The 17269-nt window shown below is 38.5% G+C and carries 16 protein-coding genes; 2 read left to right on the top strand and 14 right to left on the bottom strand.

From position 1 onward, the window contains the following. From DD627_RS07220 to DD627_RS07200, 5 genes are all read right to left on the bottom strand, one after another. The gene (locus DD627_RS07220) at window positions 1-714 is read right to left on the bottom strand and encodes a KxYKxGKxW signal peptide domain-containing protein (protein WP_260267397.1); all 714 of its coding nucleotides are present in this window, start codon (window positions 712-714) and stop codon (window positions 1-3) included. A gap of 154 nt (window positions 715-868) precedes the next feature. Then, the gene (gene arsC / locus DD627_RS07215; RefSeq protein WP_057783871.1) at window positions 869-1282 is read right to left on the bottom strand and encodes an arsenate reductase (thioredoxin); all 414 of its coding nucleotides are present in this window, start codon (window positions 1280-1282) and stop codon (window positions 869-871) included. Between the two features lie 67 nt (window positions 1283-1349). Beyond that, window positions 1350-3194: a translational GTPase TypA gene (gene typA, locus DD627_RS07210; protein ID WP_057783873.1), complete on the bottom strand. Its 1845-nt coding sequence runs from the start codon at window positions 3192-3194 to the stop codon at window positions 1350-1352. Between the two features lie 63 nt (window positions 3195-3257). Further along, window positions 3258-4028, bottom strand: a complete 771-nt coding sequence (locus tag DD627_RS07205; protein WP_260274549.1) for an inositol monophosphatase family protein — start codon at window positions 4026-4028, stop codon at window positions 3258-3260. Window positions 4029-4044: 16 nt separating this feature from the next. After that, a complete protein-coding gene (locus tag DD627_RS07200) occupies window positions 4045-4326 on the bottom strand; it encodes a UPF0223 family protein (protein WP_229923075.1) in 282 nt (93 codons plus the stop codon). Window positions 4327-4461: 135 nt separating this feature from the next. Here DD627_RS07200 and def point away from each other — a divergent pair, with 135 nt between their 5' ends. After that, window positions 4462-5019, top strand: coding sequence for a peptide deformylase (def, locus tag DD627_RS07195; RefSeq protein ID WP_147206727.1), 558 nt, complete (start codon window positions 4462-4464; stop codon window positions 5017-5019). Window positions 5020-5056: 37 nt separating this feature from the next. On the opposite strand, the gene DD627_RS07190 is transcribed toward def, so the two are convergent. After that, window positions 5057-5536 carry a hypothetical protein gene (locus tag DD627_RS07190; RefSeq protein ID WP_057783879.1) on the bottom strand — a complete coding sequence of 160 codons (480 nt, stop codon included), beginning with the start codon at window positions 5534-5536 and terminating at the stop codon, window positions 5057-5059. A gap of 185 nt (window positions 5537-5721) precedes the next feature. Between DD627_RS07190 and DD627_RS07185 the strand changes: the two genes are divergently transcribed. Continuing rightward, complete coding sequence (locus DD627_RS07185; RefSeq protein ID WP_057783881.1) at window positions 5722-5934, top strand: DNA-directed RNA polymerase subunit epsilon; 213 nt, start codon at window positions 5722-5724, stop codon at window positions 5932-5934. Between the two features lie 115 nt (window positions 5935-6049). Here DD627_RS07185 and DD627_RS07180 read toward each other — a convergent pair whose 3' ends face one another. The 8 genes from DD627_RS07180 to DD627_RS07145 form a co-directional block, all read right to left on the bottom strand. Beyond that, a complete protein-coding gene (locus DD627_RS07180) occupies window positions 6050-7465 on the bottom strand; it encodes a C40 family peptidase (protein ID WP_260267401.1) in 1416 nt (471 codons plus the stop codon). Between the two features lie 595 nt (window positions 7466-8060). Continuing rightward, window positions 8061-9995, bottom strand: a complete 1935-nt coding sequence (locus DD627_RS07175) for a PTS fructose transporter subunit IIABC (RefSeq protein ID WP_260267403.1) — start codon at window positions 9993-9995, stop codon at window positions 8061-8063. 14 nt (window positions 9996-10009) lie between these two features. After that, entirely contained in the window at window positions 10010-10921 is a 912-nt protein-coding gene (gene pfkB / locus DD627_RS07170) for a 1-phosphofructokinase (RefSeq protein ID WP_057783889.1), read from the bottom strand. Continuing rightward, the gene (locus tag DD627_RS07165; protein WP_502695685.1) at window positions 10918-11679 is read right to left on the bottom strand and encodes a DeoR/GlpR family DNA-binding transcription regulator; all 762 of its coding nucleotides are present in this window, start codon (window positions 11677-11679) and stop codon (window positions 10918-10920) included. Before DD627_RS07165 ends, pfkB begins: the two co-directional genes overlap by 4 nt. 107 nt (window positions 11680-11786) lie before the next feature. Continuing rightward, entirely contained in the window at window positions 11787-12842 is a 1056-nt protein-coding gene (locus DD627_RS07160) for an AI-2E family transporter (protein WP_260267408.1), read from the bottom strand. 141 nt (window positions 12843-12983) lie between these two features. Then, window positions 12984-13964, bottom strand: coding sequence for a ribose-phosphate diphosphokinase (locus DD627_RS07155; RefSeq protein ID WP_260267410.1), 981 nt, complete (start codon window positions 13962-13964; stop codon window positions 12984-12986). A 73-nt stretch (window positions 13965-14037) separates the two neighbouring features. After that, on the bottom strand, window positions 14038-16566 hold the full coding sequence (recD2, locus tag DD627_RS07150; protein ID WP_068805476.1) for an SF1B family DNA helicase RecD2: 2529 nt from the start codon (window positions 16564-16566) through the stop codon (window positions 14038-14040). Further along, window positions 16566-17264 carry a tetratricopeptide repeat protein gene (locus DD627_RS07145; protein ID WP_260267412.1) on the bottom strand — a complete coding sequence of 233 codons (699 nt, stop codon included), beginning with the start codon at window positions 17262-17264 and terminating at the stop codon, window positions 16566-16568. Before DD627_RS07145 ends, recD2 begins: the two co-directional genes overlap by 1 nt. Between the last annotated feature and the right edge of the window lie 5 nt (window positions 17265-17269).

Below are 17269 nucleotides of genomic sequence, written 5' to 3'. Positions count from 1 at the left end.
TCACGATAAATCATTTGCCACATTATAAGTATTGGTATCGCCAACCTGACCGTTTATTTTTTTTGTTGTAATTACGTTTTCCGCGTTGTCATCATCTACATAACTAATTGTTAAACTCGCGTTTCTTTCATTTTCATTGGTAGCTAAACTTGAAGTAGCTGTTGAAGAAACTGCAACCTTTGAGGCTTCACTTGTCGGACTAGTCGTAGAATCTTCTTTTTTTAAATCTCGATTAGCAACGGTTGATTCAGTAGAACTACTGCTTGCTAATTTGTTAGTTGCCAAATTTTTATCTTTACTTGCCACAACTATTGCTGCAGAACTCTGACCAATACTTTCCGAATTATTAGAACTACTTACACTCTGAGTAACAGTATTCTGTACTTCTTTTCTATTGTTTACAGAATCACTAGTTTTGACCTTATCAGCACTGGTGCTTTGCTCTGCAATACTTGAGCTAGATGCCGCTTTACTTGTAGTTTGAGTGCTATCTTTACTTACCGTTGAAGTTTTAGCCACTACAGAACTAGATTCAGAACTAGTATCAGCCTGAATACTTATCTGATTAAAGAAAATTCCACTTCCAAAAAAAAGGACAGTAACTCCCGCAAATAACCACGTTCGTCCTGCCTTAAACATTTTAAAATGTTCTTTTCTTTCTGCTAAATCCCTTTGTAAGCTCCAATTTAGCTTACTATAGTTACTTTTTTTCATGACATTTCGTCCCCCCTTTGATAATACTATCTGCAGCCTGCTAAACGCTTACATTATAGCATTATAAGAAATGATTAGCACCTTAAAAGAAATAAATATTACGGTTCAACTAATTTAGTAATAATATACTTTTGCAAACAATTTATTTTGTCTGTTACACACAATCTAAAGAAAGTTGTATGATTCGTTTTTCAATCTCATCGCGTACCTGCCGAAACACATTTAAAACCTCTTCTTCGTTACCAATTGCTTGTGCTGGATCTCGCAAAGGCCAATGAAGTTTCTTAATAGTGGCTGGGGTTACTGGGCAACGATCACGGGCATCTCCGCATAGGGTTACTATATAATCACAGTTTGCCAAATAGTCTGCATCAATTAACTTAGAAGTTTGCTTTGAAATATCAATTTGTTTCTCTGCCATAACTTTCACAGCAAGAGGATTTAATCCATGTACTTCAATTCCGGCACTTGCAATTTGCCAGTCATTTCCCAAAATTTGTTTTGCAAGACCTTCTGCCATTTGGCTACGACAAGAATTACCAGTACATAAAAAATAGATTTGTGGCATTTCTAAATTCCTCCTAAAATACAAAAAAGGAAACTCAACTAATGAGTTTCCTTTTATTATAACTTATTTATTTTTTTGAAGCAGTCTTACGACGTTTGGCTTCTTTTTCACGTTCATTTGTATTTAAAATCTGTTTACGCAAACGTACATGTTCAGGAGTAATTTCACAATATTCATCTTCATTGATGAATTCAAGTGACTCTTCAAGAGTTAAATGAGTTGGTGTCTTGATTTTAGCCATATCATCAGATCCAGCAGCACGAACGTTAGTCTGGTTCTTACCACGAGTGATATTAACTGAAATATCATTTTCACGGCTGTTTTGACCAACAATCATTCCTTCATAAACTTCCAAACCTGGGTCAACAAAAATTGTGCCTCGGCCTTCAATACCCATGATTGCATAAGTAGTCACTTTACCAGAGTTAATTGAAACCAAGGTTCCGTTACGACGACCAGGGTTCCAGTTTTTAATAACTGGCATGTACTTTGAAAAGGTATGGTTCATAATTCCGTAACCACGAGTCATTGATAAAAATCCAGTGGAATAACCAATCAAGCCACGAGTTGGTGCCAAGAATGTTAAACGTGTTTGACCATTGTCAGTGGTTTCCATGTTCTGCATTTCACCCTTACGTTGTGACAAGCTATCGATAATCGAGCCTGTATATTCGTCAGGGGTATCAATTTGAACAGTTTCAAATGGTTCGCAAAGCTTGCCATCAATTTCCTTGTAGATAACTTCTGGACGTGAAGCCTGTAATTCATAACCTTCACGACGTAAAGTTTCAATCAAAATTGACAAATGCAATTCACCACGACCAGAAACAATCCAAGCACCTGGATCGTCAGTGTCTTCAACACGTAGTGAAACATCAGTATGCAATTCCAACTTCAAACGTTGTTCCAGTTGACGTGAAGTGACAAACTTACCTTCACGACCGGCAAATGGCGAATCATTAGTTCTGAATGTCATCTGCAAAGTAGGCTCATCAATCCGAAGCAATGGTAAAGCTTCCTGGTGGGCAGGATCTGTAACCGTTTCACCAACGAAAATATCTTCCATTCCAGAAACAGCAATTAAATCTCCAGCCTTAGCTTCATTAATTTCCAAGCGTTTCAAACCAAAGAATCCAAACAACTTGGTAACTCGAAAGTTCTTAGTTGAACCGTCAAGCTTCATAACAGTAACGTTATCGCCAACTTTAATTTTACCGCGGAAAATGCGACCAATTCCTACACGGCCAACAAAGTCGTTGTAATCTAACAGTGCAACTTGGAATTGTAAGGGTTCTTCACTATTATCAACTGGTGCTGGAATTGTTTTGATAATTGTGTCAAACAATGGCTTCATTGTATGCTTTTGCTCAGCAGGATCACTAGAATAACTAGATGTTCCGTTTAACGCACTAGCGTAAACAATTGGAAAATCTAATTGATCTTCATCAGCACCAAGTTCAATAAACAGATCTAAGACCTCGTCGACAACTTCTTCAGGACGAGCGCCTGGTCGGTCAATTTTATTGATAACTACAATTGGTGTTAAATGTTGTTCCAAAGCCTTCTTAAGCACAAAACGTGTTTGTGGCATTGTACCTTCAAAAGCATCGACAACTAACAAGACACCATCAACCATGCGCATAATTCGTTCAACTTCACCACCGAAGTCCGCATGTCCTGGGGTATCCAAAATATTAATTTGTTTGTCGCCATACCGAACGGCTGTATTCTTAGAAAGAATCGTAATGCCTCGCTCACGTTCGATCGCATTGGTATCCATTGCCCGATCCTCAATATGGGTGTGTTCGTCCAATGTATCTGATTGCTTTAGCATTTCGTTCACCAAAGTTGTCTTACCGTGGTCAACATGGGCAATAATTGCGATGTTTCGAATATCATCTCGTCGTTTCAAAAGTGTTTCTCCTTTTCCTGGGTATCTCCATAAAAAAACTGCGACTAGTTTGTCACAGTCAGACTACCTAATCATATTTAGTATATCTTTGTGTGTATCTCTTGTTGATACTAATACATCATTTGATGATAGCATATCAACAGGTGTTCCGTCAACCTTTGTCACCGAAAGATCAAGGGTTTCTGCTAAAATCTTTCCTGCAGCAAAATCCCAAGGCATTAAATGAGAAATGTAACCGTTTTGCTTTCCCGTTAAGACCTGAATAAATTCAATTCCCGCACTACCAATAATGCGAACACCGGAACTTGCCTCATCAATTGCTTGCAAATGATATTTATCGTGAATCAGCATTGGCCCGCTGACTCCCAATAGACCATCTTTTAAACTAATATTTGCTGGTTTAGGTAATTGGCCACTCTGGTTAAACACACCCAGTTGCGGACCACCCCCATAAATAATGTCACGCATGACATCCATAATGTATCCAAGCACGCCCGTGCCATCTATATACAAAGCGATCATCACTGCAAAATTATCGCGTTGTTTGACAAAATTTAAAGTACCATCTAACGGATCAATGATCCAAACGTGTCCTTGCATGTCGGTAACGCGATCTCCTTGTCCTTCTTCACCCAAAATTTTTGCTTCTGGATCAAGCTCTCGAATATATTTAATTATCCTTTTTTCATTTGCTTTATCGACATTTGTTACAAGATCTTTGCGACTACTTTTTTCTGCAACTGACAAGGGATCATGTAGTTCACCCAACACATCCTTGCGAATTTCTTTCAACCAGCCGCGAATAACTTGATCGGTTTGTCTTAAATTTTCCATATTGTTCATAACTCACCTATTTGCTTAATGGTCCAATTCTCTTTCTATTTGAGGTTTGAGCAGCTTTCACAGCCACATACATATCAAATCCGGAAGCTTGTAAAAACCTTTTGGTTAATTGTTTTTCTTCAGATTTACTCTTCACAATTTGTTTGAAATCACGATATTGATTTAAAAACAATTGACGATCAATTCCATTTAAGAATGCTGTTTCCACCGCGGTGTATAAAGCAACCACAGTTGTAATTTCTTCTATCTCCCACTCTGGCTCTAACGGGTACGCGTAATTTTCACTCATCACTGTATCCTTTCTCATAAAATCAGTTAGCTACATTCTACCCCTTTTATCACAGTTTTAAAAATGTTCTTACCCGTTTTTATTAATTGTAAGTATGGTAAAATAATTTTGAAGAAACATTTGGAGGTTTTGAAAGTGATAAAAATGAATGACATCACCCGTGATGGTGATCCAGTATTACGAAAACGCGCAGAAAAAGCAACATTTCCATTAACAGCTGATCAAAAGAAATTAGCTGATACCATGATGGAATACTTGGTAAATAGTCAAAACCCAGAGATTGCAGAAAAATACAAACTACGGGCTGGTGTTGGCTTAGCAGCTCCCCAAGTTGGCGTTTCTTTGCAAATGGCCGCCGTTTTGGTTCCCGGTGGTAAGGATAAGCCAGTTTTATTTAAAGATGTTCTTGTTAACCCGGTGATCGTTAGTGAGTCTGTTCAAGTTGCTGCTCTCGAAGAAGGAGAAGGTTGCTTATCGGTTGATAAAGACATCCCTGGTTACGTACCTCGCCATGATCGTATTACACTCAAATATCAAACTGTTGATGGTGAAAATAAGAAGATTCGTTTGAAGGATTATCCGGCAATTGTTTGTCAACACGAAATTGATCATTTGAAAGGCACCCTTTTCTATGATCACATTAATAAAAAAGAGCCGCTTAAGATTGATGATGATGCCGTCATCATTGGCTAATAAAAATAGAGATGGGAGTTTTCCCAATCTCTATTTTTTATTCCACTTTATGCAGATCTTCAATATACTCTCTTGTAGGTTCATTAATGACATTCGCGACATCCACGTGTAACTCTTCATGATATAGCCAAATATCAGTCACGCAGAAGACAGGATATTCATACTTACTAGGAATTTGATTATCCTTCGCATATTTTTCTACGACTTCATTAATCCAGTGCCGTAAAGGCTCCAATTCACTTTTTTTCAAATCTGTTTTTCCAAATGAAAATTCGAAAGCTAACACACCACGTCCCCAGATATCCGAAACTAATTCAGGTTCAGTACCGACCTTATCAGAAAGGGTAATTTTTTGTTCATCCAATGCATAAGAAACTTTCTTCATGGCCAAGGCCACATCCTTGCGACTAGCCTCCTGCACAACTAATAAAGCCTGCTTGCGTTTGCGCCGCCGAATAGCATAGCTACCTATCAAACCAATTACGATAAGCACAATCAAAATATCTAGTATGATCATAGTTTAGCTCCTTTACTTATTAACCCCATTTTAGCATAAATCCCCCGTTTTCAATGGTTTATAGCGTTCCAATTCTATACTTAAAGAAGTTGGTATGCTAAAATAAGTATGTTAATCTTTAGCGTTGCTTGCTTTTTAACAGCTAAGCTTAGATATCTTAAATTTTCTTAAAAGGAGCACATGTCATGATTTTTAAAGTTTTATTCCAAACATCTGCAGAAACAACCCCTAAACGGGAAGCTACCAAATCTATTTATCTGGAAGCACCAACAAAAGAAGATGCTATTCAGTTGGTTGAGGATAATACAGATTACAACATTGAATTTGTTGAACCACTTGAAGGCAAAGCTTTAGAATATGAGCAAAATAGTGATAACTACAAATTAACGACGTTTTAAATTACAATATATAAAATCAGGAAACTCACCTTGCGATGTTAGATGGGTTTCCTGATTTTTTTGGATCAAAAAAGCCGGAAATCAATTACTCTCCAGCTTTTTGTTTTTTTAAAATTTATTTAACACGTCCTGCAAAGCTTGGTGCAAAGTAACTGCTGATTGTTTCAACATCAACATTTTGACCAGGTTGTGGAGCAGCAACATATTGGTTATTACCAATGTAGATAGCTACATGGTAAGTTGAACCTTTAGAACCCCAGAAAATCAAATCTCCTGGTTGAGCCGCAGAAACAGATTCTGTTGTGACATAGCTTTCAAGGGCAATAGTATTATGAGGTAAGCTAATCCCTTCAGCATTCTTATATACATAATCAACTAAGCCAGAGCAATCCATTCCACTTAAAGTAGAACCGCCCCATAAGTAAGGAATATTGGCATTAGCCAACTTGACAGCAAGACTTACCACTGAACCAGAAGTTAAAGCAGAACTGCTTGATGTGGTTGTAGTTTTGGTTGAAGCACTGCTTGCAGTTGTTTTAGAACTTGATGAAGCTGCTGAAGTAACTGTTGTCTTAGCTGCACTAGAAGCTTTCGTTGCTGTGCTACTTTGAGTTGAACTTGTTGAATAAGCTGTCTTCACGGCTGCAGCACTTGATTTAGGTGTTGCACTAGAAGCAACACTCGAACTAACTGTTGAAGCTACAGATTTAGCTGCGCTAGAACTCTGTGCTGCACTGGAACTTGGAGTTGTACTTGAAGCTGCACTACTTGAGCTTTCAGATACCACACTAGGCGTTGAAGCAGATGAAACTGCACTACTTGCAGATACAGTGCTACTTGCTGAGGTCGTTTCAGAAGAAGCCGCGCTACTTGAAGCCACACTCGAGCTTTCAGAAGTTACAGAACTTGCGTCTGTTGAAGAACTTGACACACTCGAAACTGAAGAACTTGTTGACGCAGCTTCAGCCTTGCTTGAACTGGAAACTGACGCTGATGAAACTGAACTTTCACCTGCAGCTGAGGTTGATGAACTTTGAGCAGCTGAAGAAGCAGCCTTATATTCAACCTTTGGTGCAGTGCTTTTAGCAGCATTGCTACCAGAAACAGGAACCTTTAAGGATTGACCAACCAAAATTAAATTACTGCTAAGTCCATTAGCTTCTTTAATCGAAGCAACAGAGACACCCTTATCTTGAGCAATTTGCCATAAACTATCGCCCGCTTTAACAGTGACTTTTATGTATTCTTTTGAACTTGCTTCGCTTTGTTTTTGATCTGTTGTTCCAGGAATTTCAACTTTTTGACCAACCAAAATTAAATGTGACTTTTGATTGATTTTATTTAAAGTCTCAATACTCTTAATGGAAACATTATACTTTTGAGAAATGCCCCAAACTGTGTCATTTTTGGCAACTTTTACTGAATCAGCATTAACAGTTTGTGTAGCTCCAGCGATAAACAATCCAGCCGCACCTGCAACTCCTGCGAGTACTACCTTTGTTGTTTTAGAATTACTGTGTGATTTAACCATATACCCCACTCCTTTAATTCAATTTCTAAAGCTATAAATAATCATTTTTAAACAATTAGTATAAACCTAATAAATTTACTAAGTGTATTGTAGCACGAAATTTCGTAAAAAAATAGCCTGTTTATGCATATATTTCCGAATAAGCTTTTGGAAAAGCATATGAAAGCTTGCTACTAAAGTTGTTAAGGTATCCGTTTTCCTTTAAACTTTCTTAAACTTTTTTTTGTTTCTTTTCTAAAGCGAACGCCTGTTTCAAGCACTGTTACAAACATGTTACAGTATTTGGCGATTGTTACATAGTCTTGTAACATTAGGCCTTTACACTTTGATTATCAGTCGTTTCCATAATGTATAAAAATTCCGTTTTGACGAATTTTATACATTTTCAAGTACCTAAATTTAGTCATTTTTTCATAATATTCAGACTGAAAATATTTACAAAAAACGAGGCTGCAACAAAACATAGTTTTGCTGGCCTCGTTTATATATTTTCCCATAAATTATTTCTAAAAAGTGAAAAAAGTCAGATTCTTCCGCTTAGTCTAGATTGTGCTCAGAATCTAACCGCCTTTTCCTCACTCTTTTTTAAACTTATTTATTTTGTTGATTGAACTTTAACCGGTCGCCAGATTCCTAATATGATCCCAGCTACAATCGCACCAACAACAACGGCCAAAACATAAAATAATCCGTTTGAAGCCAAAGGTAATACCCAAAGACCACCATGCGGTGCAGGAACACTAACCCGCCATAGCTGAGTCAAACCGCCTCCAATTGCTGAGCCGATTACACTAGAAACAATCACACGCAGTGGATCAGCAGTGGCAAATGGAATTGCACCTTCCGTGATAAAAGAAATACCTAATACCCAATTAGAAATACCAGCTTGGCGTTCCTGTTCCGTAAATTTCTTGGGCCAAACAGTTGTGGCAATCGCAGTAGCAAGTGGTGGAATCATCCCACCAACCATAACAGCAGCCATCAGTTTGCCGTCGCCAGTTGATGTATAGGCTGCAATTGCAAATGTGTAAGCAGCCTTATTGAATGGACCTCCCATATCCAATGCCATCATGCCGCCAAGAACCGTCCCTAGCAAGACTGCACTCCCGGTCCCCATTCCGTTTAAGACATGGGTAATCCATACATTTACAGCTGCAAAAATTGGATTAATGATAAAGAACATTGACACACCAACAATTATTAAACTCAAAATTGGGTAAAGTAGCATTGGCTTCATACCTTCTAAACTTCTTGGAACCCCTTTAAAGACCTTTTTAAGCCAGTTCACTACAATTCCGGCTAAGAAACCAGCTAACAAACCACCAATAAATCCAGAAACACTAGTAGTTTTCATGATATTGGCAGCCGCCGTATTGGCCATAAAACCGCCAACAACACCTGGCATTAAAGCAGGCAAATCACCAATTGATTCCGCAATATAGCCGGCCAAAATTGGAACTAAAAACGCAAACGCATAGTTACCTAAATGATTAAAAAACAAGAAGTACATACTATGCGAACCCACATAACGTTCTAGAATAAATGATAACGCCATGATAATTCCGCCACCCACAACGAAAGGCAGCATATGCGAAACACCATTCATCAAATCTTTATAGATTTCATTCCAAAGACCGCCATTTTGGCCCTCTTCAGAATCACTTGGTTCATCACCGTCAACAGCCTGATAAATCGGTGCGTTGCCAGCTTCAATTTGATCTAATAATTCGTCAGATTTATTAATGCCATCAATTACTGGTCGGTTTAATAATTTTTTACCATTAAAACGCGCCATTTCCACCTTTTTATCTGCGGTAATCACGACGCCATCAGCTCTGGCAATGTCCTCAGCGGTCAAACGATGTAAAACGCCTTCAGAACCATTTGTTTCAACTTTAATATCAATATTTTTTTCTTTAGCGGACTTTTTTAAAGCAGCTTCTGCCATATACGTATGAGCAATCCCGTTTGGACAAGCAGAAACAGCCACAACATAAGGGCGTTTACCATTATCTTGAGGGACATCGCTTGTCTTAGATTCTTTTTCAGCATCTGCTTTTTCCTGAGCCTCTTTTGCCGACTGGGCATCAGAAAAGAGCTGTTGCACCTCATCAGGAGTCTTAGCTTGTTTCAGTTTAGCAACTAAATCTGGATTAATTAATAAGCTAGATAAGGAAGCTAAAGCCTGTAAATGAGTATTATTAGCACCTTCTGGAGCGGCAATCATAAAGAATAACTGAACTGGTTGCCCATCTAACGCATCAAAGTCGACCCCGGCTTCACTTTTAGCGAAAAGAACTGTGGCTCGTTTTACGGCCTTGTCTTTAGCATGAGGCATCGCAATCCCATCACCAATTCCGGTTGTGGATTCTTGTTCCCGTTTGATGATGTCGGCCTTATACAACTTCTCATCATCAATCACACCCTGTTCAAAATACTTATGAACCATTTCATCAATAACTTCGTCTTTTGACTTAGCTTTTAAATCCATGATCATGACATCCTTAAGTAATAATTCACGAATATCCATGAGATTCTCTCCTCCTAAAATTCTTCTATTTTAATTTGTGGTAATATTTCATCAATTTTTGCCTTGGTCGCAATATCTGCAGAAAAGGCTGTGGCACTTCCACAGGCCAATCCGTAACGGAAACTTTCCACTGGATCGTGAGTAGCATCAAAAGTCCCGGTAAAACCAGCTAACATTGAATCTCCGGCGCCGACAGAATTTTGAACGGTCCCCTTTGGCGCGGCACTGCGATAACAATGATCCTTGGTAACTAACATCCCACCATCACCTGCCATTGAAATCATGACGTTTTGCGCACCCATGGCGATTAATTTTTGTCCATACTTTTTAATTTCAGCTAGGCTATTGAGTTCAACTCCAAATAAATCAGCCAACTCATGATTATTAGGCTTAACAACCACTGGATGCGTTGGCAAAGTTTTCTTGAGCGCCTCACCAGTCGTATCCACTGCATATTCCGCATGTCGTTCCTTAACCTTTTGAATTAGGTCAAAATAAAAGGTTTCGGGTAAACTACTTGGCACACTTCCAGAAAAAATGACCACATCATTTTCTTTCAACTCATCAAATTGGGAAACAAACACTTGCTTTTCGGCTTTTGTAATTTTTGGACCCGCTGCATTTAATTCAGTTTCTTGATCAGCTTTGAGTTTGACATTAATTCGAGTATCATCTGCAATCTTAGTAAAATGACTATCCAAGTTTAGCTGATTAAGTTTGTCACTGACAAATTCACCTGTAAACCCACCTAAAAATCCCCAGGCTTGATTGGCATAGCCAAGTTCACGTAAAATTCGTGAAACATTAATTCCTTTACCACCTGGGAATTTATAACTGGTTTCAAGTCGATTGACTTCACCCAAATTTAATTTTGGAAGTTGAACCACATAGTCTATCGATGGATTCAAAGTTACCGTATAAATCATTTTTCAGCCTCCATTATTCTTTTTGTCTGATCAAATTCTTGTAAAACTTCTTTATCGTGCTCATCAGTAAGTAAAACACCAGCACCTAGTTCAGCAACTTTCGCAAACGACACTTCGTTTAATTTACTTTTATCTGCAAGAAAATATCCTAACTCACTTTGAGCTAGAACGGCCCGCTTCACAGCCGCTTCATTTGGGTCCGGAGTTGTAAACCCGTATTTAGGATGAACCCCGTTCACGCCCATGAATGCCCGGTTAAACCGAAAGTTTTTGATCGTTTCGACTACATCCGCACCAATGATGGCCTTAGTGGTGTTTTTAAGTTCACCACCTAATAAATAAGTTTTCACATTAATGTCTGCTAACTTTGAAGCCAATTGCACACCATTTGTGACTACCAGAACAGAGCTTAAAGTTGTCATAAACGGAATCATCGCTTCAGTCGACGTCCCTGCATCCAAATAGATAACTTCATCAGCCCTAATCTGTTGAACAGCCAATTTAGCGATTTTTTGCTTCGCCTGAACGTTTTTGGAAGACTTTTCTAAAACACCTGGTTCGCTTTGCAAAGTAGTAATTTGGGTTGCCCCACCATGAACACGCACAAGTTTTCCCTGATCTTCTAACTCTTGCAAATCACGGCGCACCGTAGAAATTGAGTAGTCTAACGTTTGCACCAGTTCTTGAAGTTTGACGATGCCATCTCGATTAAGCTGTTTGATTATTGCTTGTTGTCTTTCTTCTGTAAACACTTTCATTTCACCTGCCTATAGTAATATAGCACCAATTTCGTTCAAAATCAATCATAAAAGTTCATTTTTTACTAGTCAATTATCAAATTAATTATATAAAACGTTTTCAAAGCTTAATTATCAATTTCTGAATGAATACTTTGCTTTATGTTTTTGGGTTGCTGTTTGCGAATATTAACCCCTAAGACATCGATAAAGAAAGCCACAATTGGAATGCCCACAATCAACCCCCAGGTTCCAAACAATTCATCACTTACGATTAAAGTGATGAAAGTCACAAATATTGGCAGTGCCGTAGCATTTGCCATAAGCCGTGGGTGTAAGAAGTACGATTCAAAAGCATGCACAAGGACAACCAAGATTAATACTTCTAGGACCGTAATTAGACCGTTAACGGAAAAGCCAATTACCGCAAGTGGAATAAGTGAAATTAACACACCAGCAACCGGAATAAGGCCCAAAACAAAAACAACTAAGGCCAGAACTAGTAAACTCGGCATCCCAATGATCCACAATCCGATAGTCATGAGAATGGTATTAATGGAACAAATAATCAGCTGAGTTTCAATAACCGTTCCGAAAATCGAAATAAATTTATCAGCCAGCGTATAAACATTAATAAACAAACGATTATAGCGACTATGCAAAAAAGCATGGCCAAAATTACGTAAATGAGTGTAGGTTAAATTGAAAATAAAGCTTAAAAAAATAGCCATTAATACATGTTCTAAGCCACGACCGACATGACCCAGTTTTACTAACCCAGTCAAAGCTAAATCTGAACTATGTTTCAGAATAGAAGAGTTATGAATGGCCTTTTGAGCCCAAGTATAAATTTGTTTGTCAAAAACGGGATGTTTGTCGATTGTCGCTTCAACTAGTTTAGGCAAGCCGCTAAACTGATCGACCAACAGCGGGGTTGCAATGCTAACAATCATTACAAAAAGACCGATTGTCACCACATACAAAATAACGGTAGCAAAGGGTTGATTCAGAGGTAAAATTTTTCGTAAATTTTTAGTTCCCACGTGCCCAAGAAAAGAAAAAATCACGACAAATAAAATCAATGACAAAAATGGTTTCAATAAAAATAAAATAAGAATAATCACAAATAACGTTGTATACAATTCAACGTCATCGCGTTTCATAAAACTTAGAATACGATCCAAAAGACATCCCTCCAACGCATGTTTAATATTAACATAGCATTAAATTACCCATATTAAAACCACGGCATCAGCAAAAAAGCATTCCTTTAGACATTCATCGAAAAAGATGAACTGCTCCAGAAATGCTTTCAAAACGAATGTTTAGTTTTTAATTGAGCTTCTAAAAAGTGGTTCTAATGGCTCATTGTTGTGAATCATCTTAATCGCATTACCCACTAATGGGCCAACTGACATTTGAACCAGTTTATCAAATTGTTTTTCTTTGTCAATGCGAATAGAATCGGTCACAACAACTTTCTCTAACTGAGAGTTTTGGAGAATTTCAGGTGCGTTTTTAGAGAAAATAGCATGCGTTGCGCAACCATAAACTTTTGTAGCACCGGCATTTTTCAAAGCCGTCGCCGAAATAGTAATTCGGGTTCCCGTATCAATCATATCATCCACGACAATACAGGTTTTCCCCTTTACATCACCAATTATTTCAGTAGGAATTTCATCAAGTGACTCACTAGATTCCACATTCCGATTATCAATGATGGCAATCGGGGTTCCTAATAACTCCGCCATGGTTCGTGCACGAGAAACACCCGCATGATCAGGTGATACAACTACCAAATTATCTGTAATCTGATGATCCGTAAAATAACTGGCCAATAATGGAGCTACCACTAAATGATCAACTGGAACATCAAAGAAGCCTTGAATTTGAGCTGCGTGTAAGTCAATTGTTACAACCCGAGTAATCTTATCCATTTCCAGCAAATCAGCAATTAGCTTTGCAGTAATGGGTTCACGTGACCGTGCCTTACGATCCTGACGCGAATAGCCATAGTAAGGAATAACCACATTGATTTGACTCGCGCTTGCTCGGCGAAGCGCATCAACCATAATCATAAGCTCCATTAACATATCATTTACTGGTTCTGAAATTGATTGGATTACATAAACTTCAGCCCCACGGATACTTTCATCAATATTAACCTGAATTTCACCATCACTAAAACGATTGACAGTCGCTTTACCAAGTGGAACTCCGGCTTCTCTAGCAATTTTTTCAGCTAACGGTTGATTCGAATTTAGCGTAAAAAGTTTCATGCGTTGCTTAGCACTATCTGATGTCATGACATCCTCCATTAAAACTCTCAAATTTATCCCGACACCATTATCGCAGTCCTGGCAAAAAAGCGCAACACCTTTAAGCCTTCATAAAACTTTGCGGCGTAATTCCTGCCATCCCAATCATGGGATCGATTATTTGACCTTGGACTTTACTGATGGTTAAAACAGTGTCGGGTACCGCAGATTCCCCTGATTTTTTTTCTACTTTAGCAGTGACTGGCGCTTTTATTTCTGTTTCGACTTGTGGCACAACTTTTTTTGTCGCAACTAAAAGATCGGATTTTGTTTTTGCAACCTGTTTTCCATCAAAAACAGTTAACAAACGCTGTTTCAAGGTAGTCCGTCGATTAACGGCTAAATTGTTCACGCACTTTTCGAAGGCTGTTTTATCCCCCAAGAGAATTAACAAAGATTCTGCCCGGGAAACTGCAGTATACAACAAATTTCGTTGTAACATCCGTGAATATTGCTGAACCATTGGCAAAATTACCATCTTGAATTCACTACCCTGTGATTTGTGAATCGACGTACAGTATGCCAAGGTGATTTGAATCCAATCCTTGCGTCCATACGTCACTTCAGTCTCGTCAAAATCAATCACTAATTTATCTTGTTTATCAGTATTATCTTTGTCCTTAGCTGAAATAATCCCCTTAATGATCCCCATATCACCATTAAAAACGTTATTTTCTGGGACATTAACTAATTGAAGGACTTTGTCACCAATCCGAAAGTGTTGGCCACGAAATTCAACTTCTTTGGTCCGCGCGTTTTTTTTAGGATTTAAGATCTTCTGCAATGATTCATTCAATCGATCGATACCGGCCATCCCCCGATACATCGGTGCTAAAACCTGAATATCTTGGGCGGTAAATCCTTTTTGCTCAGCCTTATGGACGACCTGTGAAATGACACTATCTACTTGACTAGTTGAACAGGCAATAAATGAACGATCTTTTTGGTTTTTGGTAAAGTCATCAGGCAGCCGTCCTTCTTTAATCGCATGAGCAAGGGGCACAATGCTTGAACCATTATCTTGTCGATAGATTTTGGTTAACTCAATCTTAGGAATAACTTCACTCTTCAACAAATCATTGAAAATCTGACCAGCACCAACAGATGGGAGCTGATCCTTATCGCCCACCAAAATAACTTTCATGTTATTGGAAATTGCCCGCATCAAGGTTTTAAACAAAAAGGTGTCTACCATCGACATTTCGTCCACAATTAACAAACTGCCTTCAAGATCTTTCGTTTCTTGGTCAGGATTTGTTTCACGACCGGTTAGTCCCAGCATCCGATGAATCGTACTTGCTGGTAAACCTGTCACTTCACTCATCCGTTTAGCTGCCCGTCCAGTTGGTGCCGCTAATAAAACCGGAAACGGATTATCATGATACTCATTGACGTCTAAAGAAAAATCATTTAACGTGGCAAAAGTTTTGACAATCCCATTAATAATGGTTGTTTTACCAGTTCCAGGACCCCCGGTTAGTAAAAACAACTTTGACTGCATTGCCTTTAAAAGAGCTTGGCGTTGAGAATCATCATAGGTAATGTGAAACTGTTTTTGTGCTAAATCAATCGCACCTTGAATTTCATCAGTTTTAAACGTGTGCGTTTCTTTGGCATCATGCAACCGTTTGACGTGCTCAGCAATTTGCCATTCTGCTTCAAATAAATTGCGTAGATAAATTCGATTCTCTTCCCCAACAACCTTGCCATCCTTAGCCAAACTAACTAATTCATCGGCTACTTTTTGCGGATCAACGGCCTGATTGCGACTATTTTCCAATAGCCCTAACGTCGTTTTTAAAAGTGAACGGGCATCAGTATAGGTATCACCATTAGAATTACTGATGTCACTCGAGGCCGTTAAAATAGCGCCATCAATCCGTGCCGGTGCATCAAACGAAATATCTAAAGCTTCCGCAATTTGATCAGCTCGCTTAAAACCAATTCCATCAATATCTTCGATCAATTGATACGGATTCTTGTGCAGAATATCGAGGGTTTCTTCACGGTATTTATTATAAATACTAGCTGCTAGCTGACTCCCGAACCCATAACCGTTCAAGCCAATGATGATTTGTTCCATTCCATTATTAGCTTTAAGGACGGCAACTAAATTTGCTTGCATTTCTTTTTTAAAATTTAAAGGTGTTAAAACGTCTGGATCTTGAATAATTTTATCAATTGCGCCGGTTCCGAGTAACGCCACAATCTTTTCAGCCGTCTTTTTACCGATTCCTTTGAACTCGTCACCGGATAAATAAGCAACTAGCCCCTCTTTCGTTGTTGGTGTGGCACTCTCGTAATTAGTTGCCTGAAACTGAGTTCCATACTTCGGATGGGTAACCGTGGCACCCACAAAACGATAGGCTTGTTCTTCTTTAATATCACCAAAGCTACCGGTTACCACGATTTCATCTTCATGCCACTCCAAATTAGTTTCACTGATTTTTACCAGTAAAACTTTATAAAAACTATCCGGACTAGCAAAAAAAATCGCAGAAACTTTGCCCACCACAAACTGAGGTTCCGTTTTAATTGATTCAGTATTTTGCGAATCTTCATCAAATAAATTAAGCGATTCGTTTGGCATTACTTATCATCCTTTGTTTTAGCATCTTGATCACGCGTTTGGATAAATTTCTCGATATCTTCAAGGCGCTGTTGACCTTTTTTAAAATAAGCTGGATCTAATTGTTTTGCTTTTTTAAAGTACTCAGTTTCTTTTTCACCCTGTACCAAAGCAATTAATCCGCGTTCAAATTGATACTTGCCATTTTTTTCGTTGGCATGAAGAGCCTGATCATAGTAACTCTCGGCATGAGCAAAATCTCCCAATGCTAAGAAAATCTCACCAATTAACCCATTGATCGTTGGATCTTGTTGATGTTTGGCCTGTGCAGTTAGCGCAAATGCCAAAGCAGTTTTATAATCATCTTGTGCGACATAAGTTTGAGCAATCATCAAATAAGCATCACTTTTAAGCGATGAATCTTTGACCAACTGAAACTGAACTAAGGCTTTTTTGAACTCGCCAGCCTCGTAATACGTATTCCCTAAACCATAGTGCAACGTATTTTGTGCTTGACTGTTCTTTTGAAAACGTCCTAAAGCTTTCATATACAATTCTTCTGCTTGCTCAAAACTGTTTGCTTGGGTCAAAAAAACGCCTAAATTATAATAGCGATGAAAATCATCTGGTTTTGCGTCAATTGCTTGAACTAACAATGATGCTGCTTTTTGAGCTTTTTGTTTGGATGCTTCGCGTTTTAAATCTTTTTTTTCTGTCATGTTTA

It is taken from the genome of Pediococcus sp. (assembly GCF_003533255.1).
GTDB lineage: Bacteria > Bacillota > Bacilli > Lactobacillales > Lactobacillaceae > Pediococcus > Pediococcus parvulus.
This window is presented reverse-complemented; position numbering and strand designations above follow the sequence as displayed.

Excerpts from the sequence above, each read along its gene's own strand:
- DD627_RS07165 (WP_502695685.1), bottom strand. The coding sequence starts at position 11,679 with ATGAAAGTGTTTACAGAAGAAAGACAACAAGCAATAATCAAACAGCTT.
- DD627_RS07180 (WP_260267401.1), bottom strand. The coding sequence starts at position 7,465 with ATGGTTAAATCACACAGTAATTCTAAAACAACAAAGGTAGTACTCGCA.
- DD627_RS07220 (WP_260267397.1), bottom strand. The coding sequence starts at position 714 with ATGAAAAAAAGTAACTATAGTAAGCTAAATTGGAGCTTACAAAGGGAT.
- DD627_RS07155 (WP_260267410.1), bottom strand. The coding sequence starts at position 13,964 with ATGACATCAGATAGTGCTAAGCAACGCATGAAACTTTTTACGCTAAAT.
- DD627_RS07200 (WP_229923075.1), bottom strand. The coding sequence starts at position 4,326 with ATGAGTGAAAATTACGCGTACCCGTTAGAGCCAGAGTGGGAGATAGAA.
- DD627_RS07205 (WP_260274549.1), bottom strand. The coding sequence starts at position 4,028 with ATGGAAAATTTAAGACAAACCGATCAAGTTATTCGCGGCTGGTTGAAA.
- DD627_RS07190 (WP_057783879.1), bottom strand. The coding sequence starts at position 5,536 with ATGATCATACTAGATATTTTGATTGTGCTTATCGTAATTGGTTTGATA.
- DD627_RS07175 (WP_260267403.1), bottom strand. The coding sequence starts at position 9,995 with ATGGATATTCGTGAATTATTACTTAAGGATGTCATGATCATGGATTTA.
- DD627_RS07185 (WP_057783881.1), top strand. The coding sequence starts at position 5,722 with ATGATTTTTAAAGTTTTATTCCAAACATCTGCAGAAACAACCCCTAAA.
- pfkB (WP_057783889.1), bottom strand. The coding sequence starts at position 10,921 with ATGATTTATACGGTAACTTTGAATCCATCGATAGACTATGTGGTTCAA.
- DD627_RS07145 (WP_260267412.1), bottom strand. The coding sequence starts at position 17,264 with ATGACAGAAAAAAAAGATTTAAAACGCGAAGCATCCAAACAAAAAGCT.
- arsC (WP_057783871.1), bottom strand. The coding sequence starts at position 1,282 with ATGCCACAAATCTATTTTTTATGTACTGGTAATTCTTGTCGTAGCCAA.
- recD2 (WP_068805476.1), bottom strand. The coding sequence starts at position 16,566 with ATGCCAAACGAATCGCTTAATTTATTTGATGAAGATTCGCAAAATACT.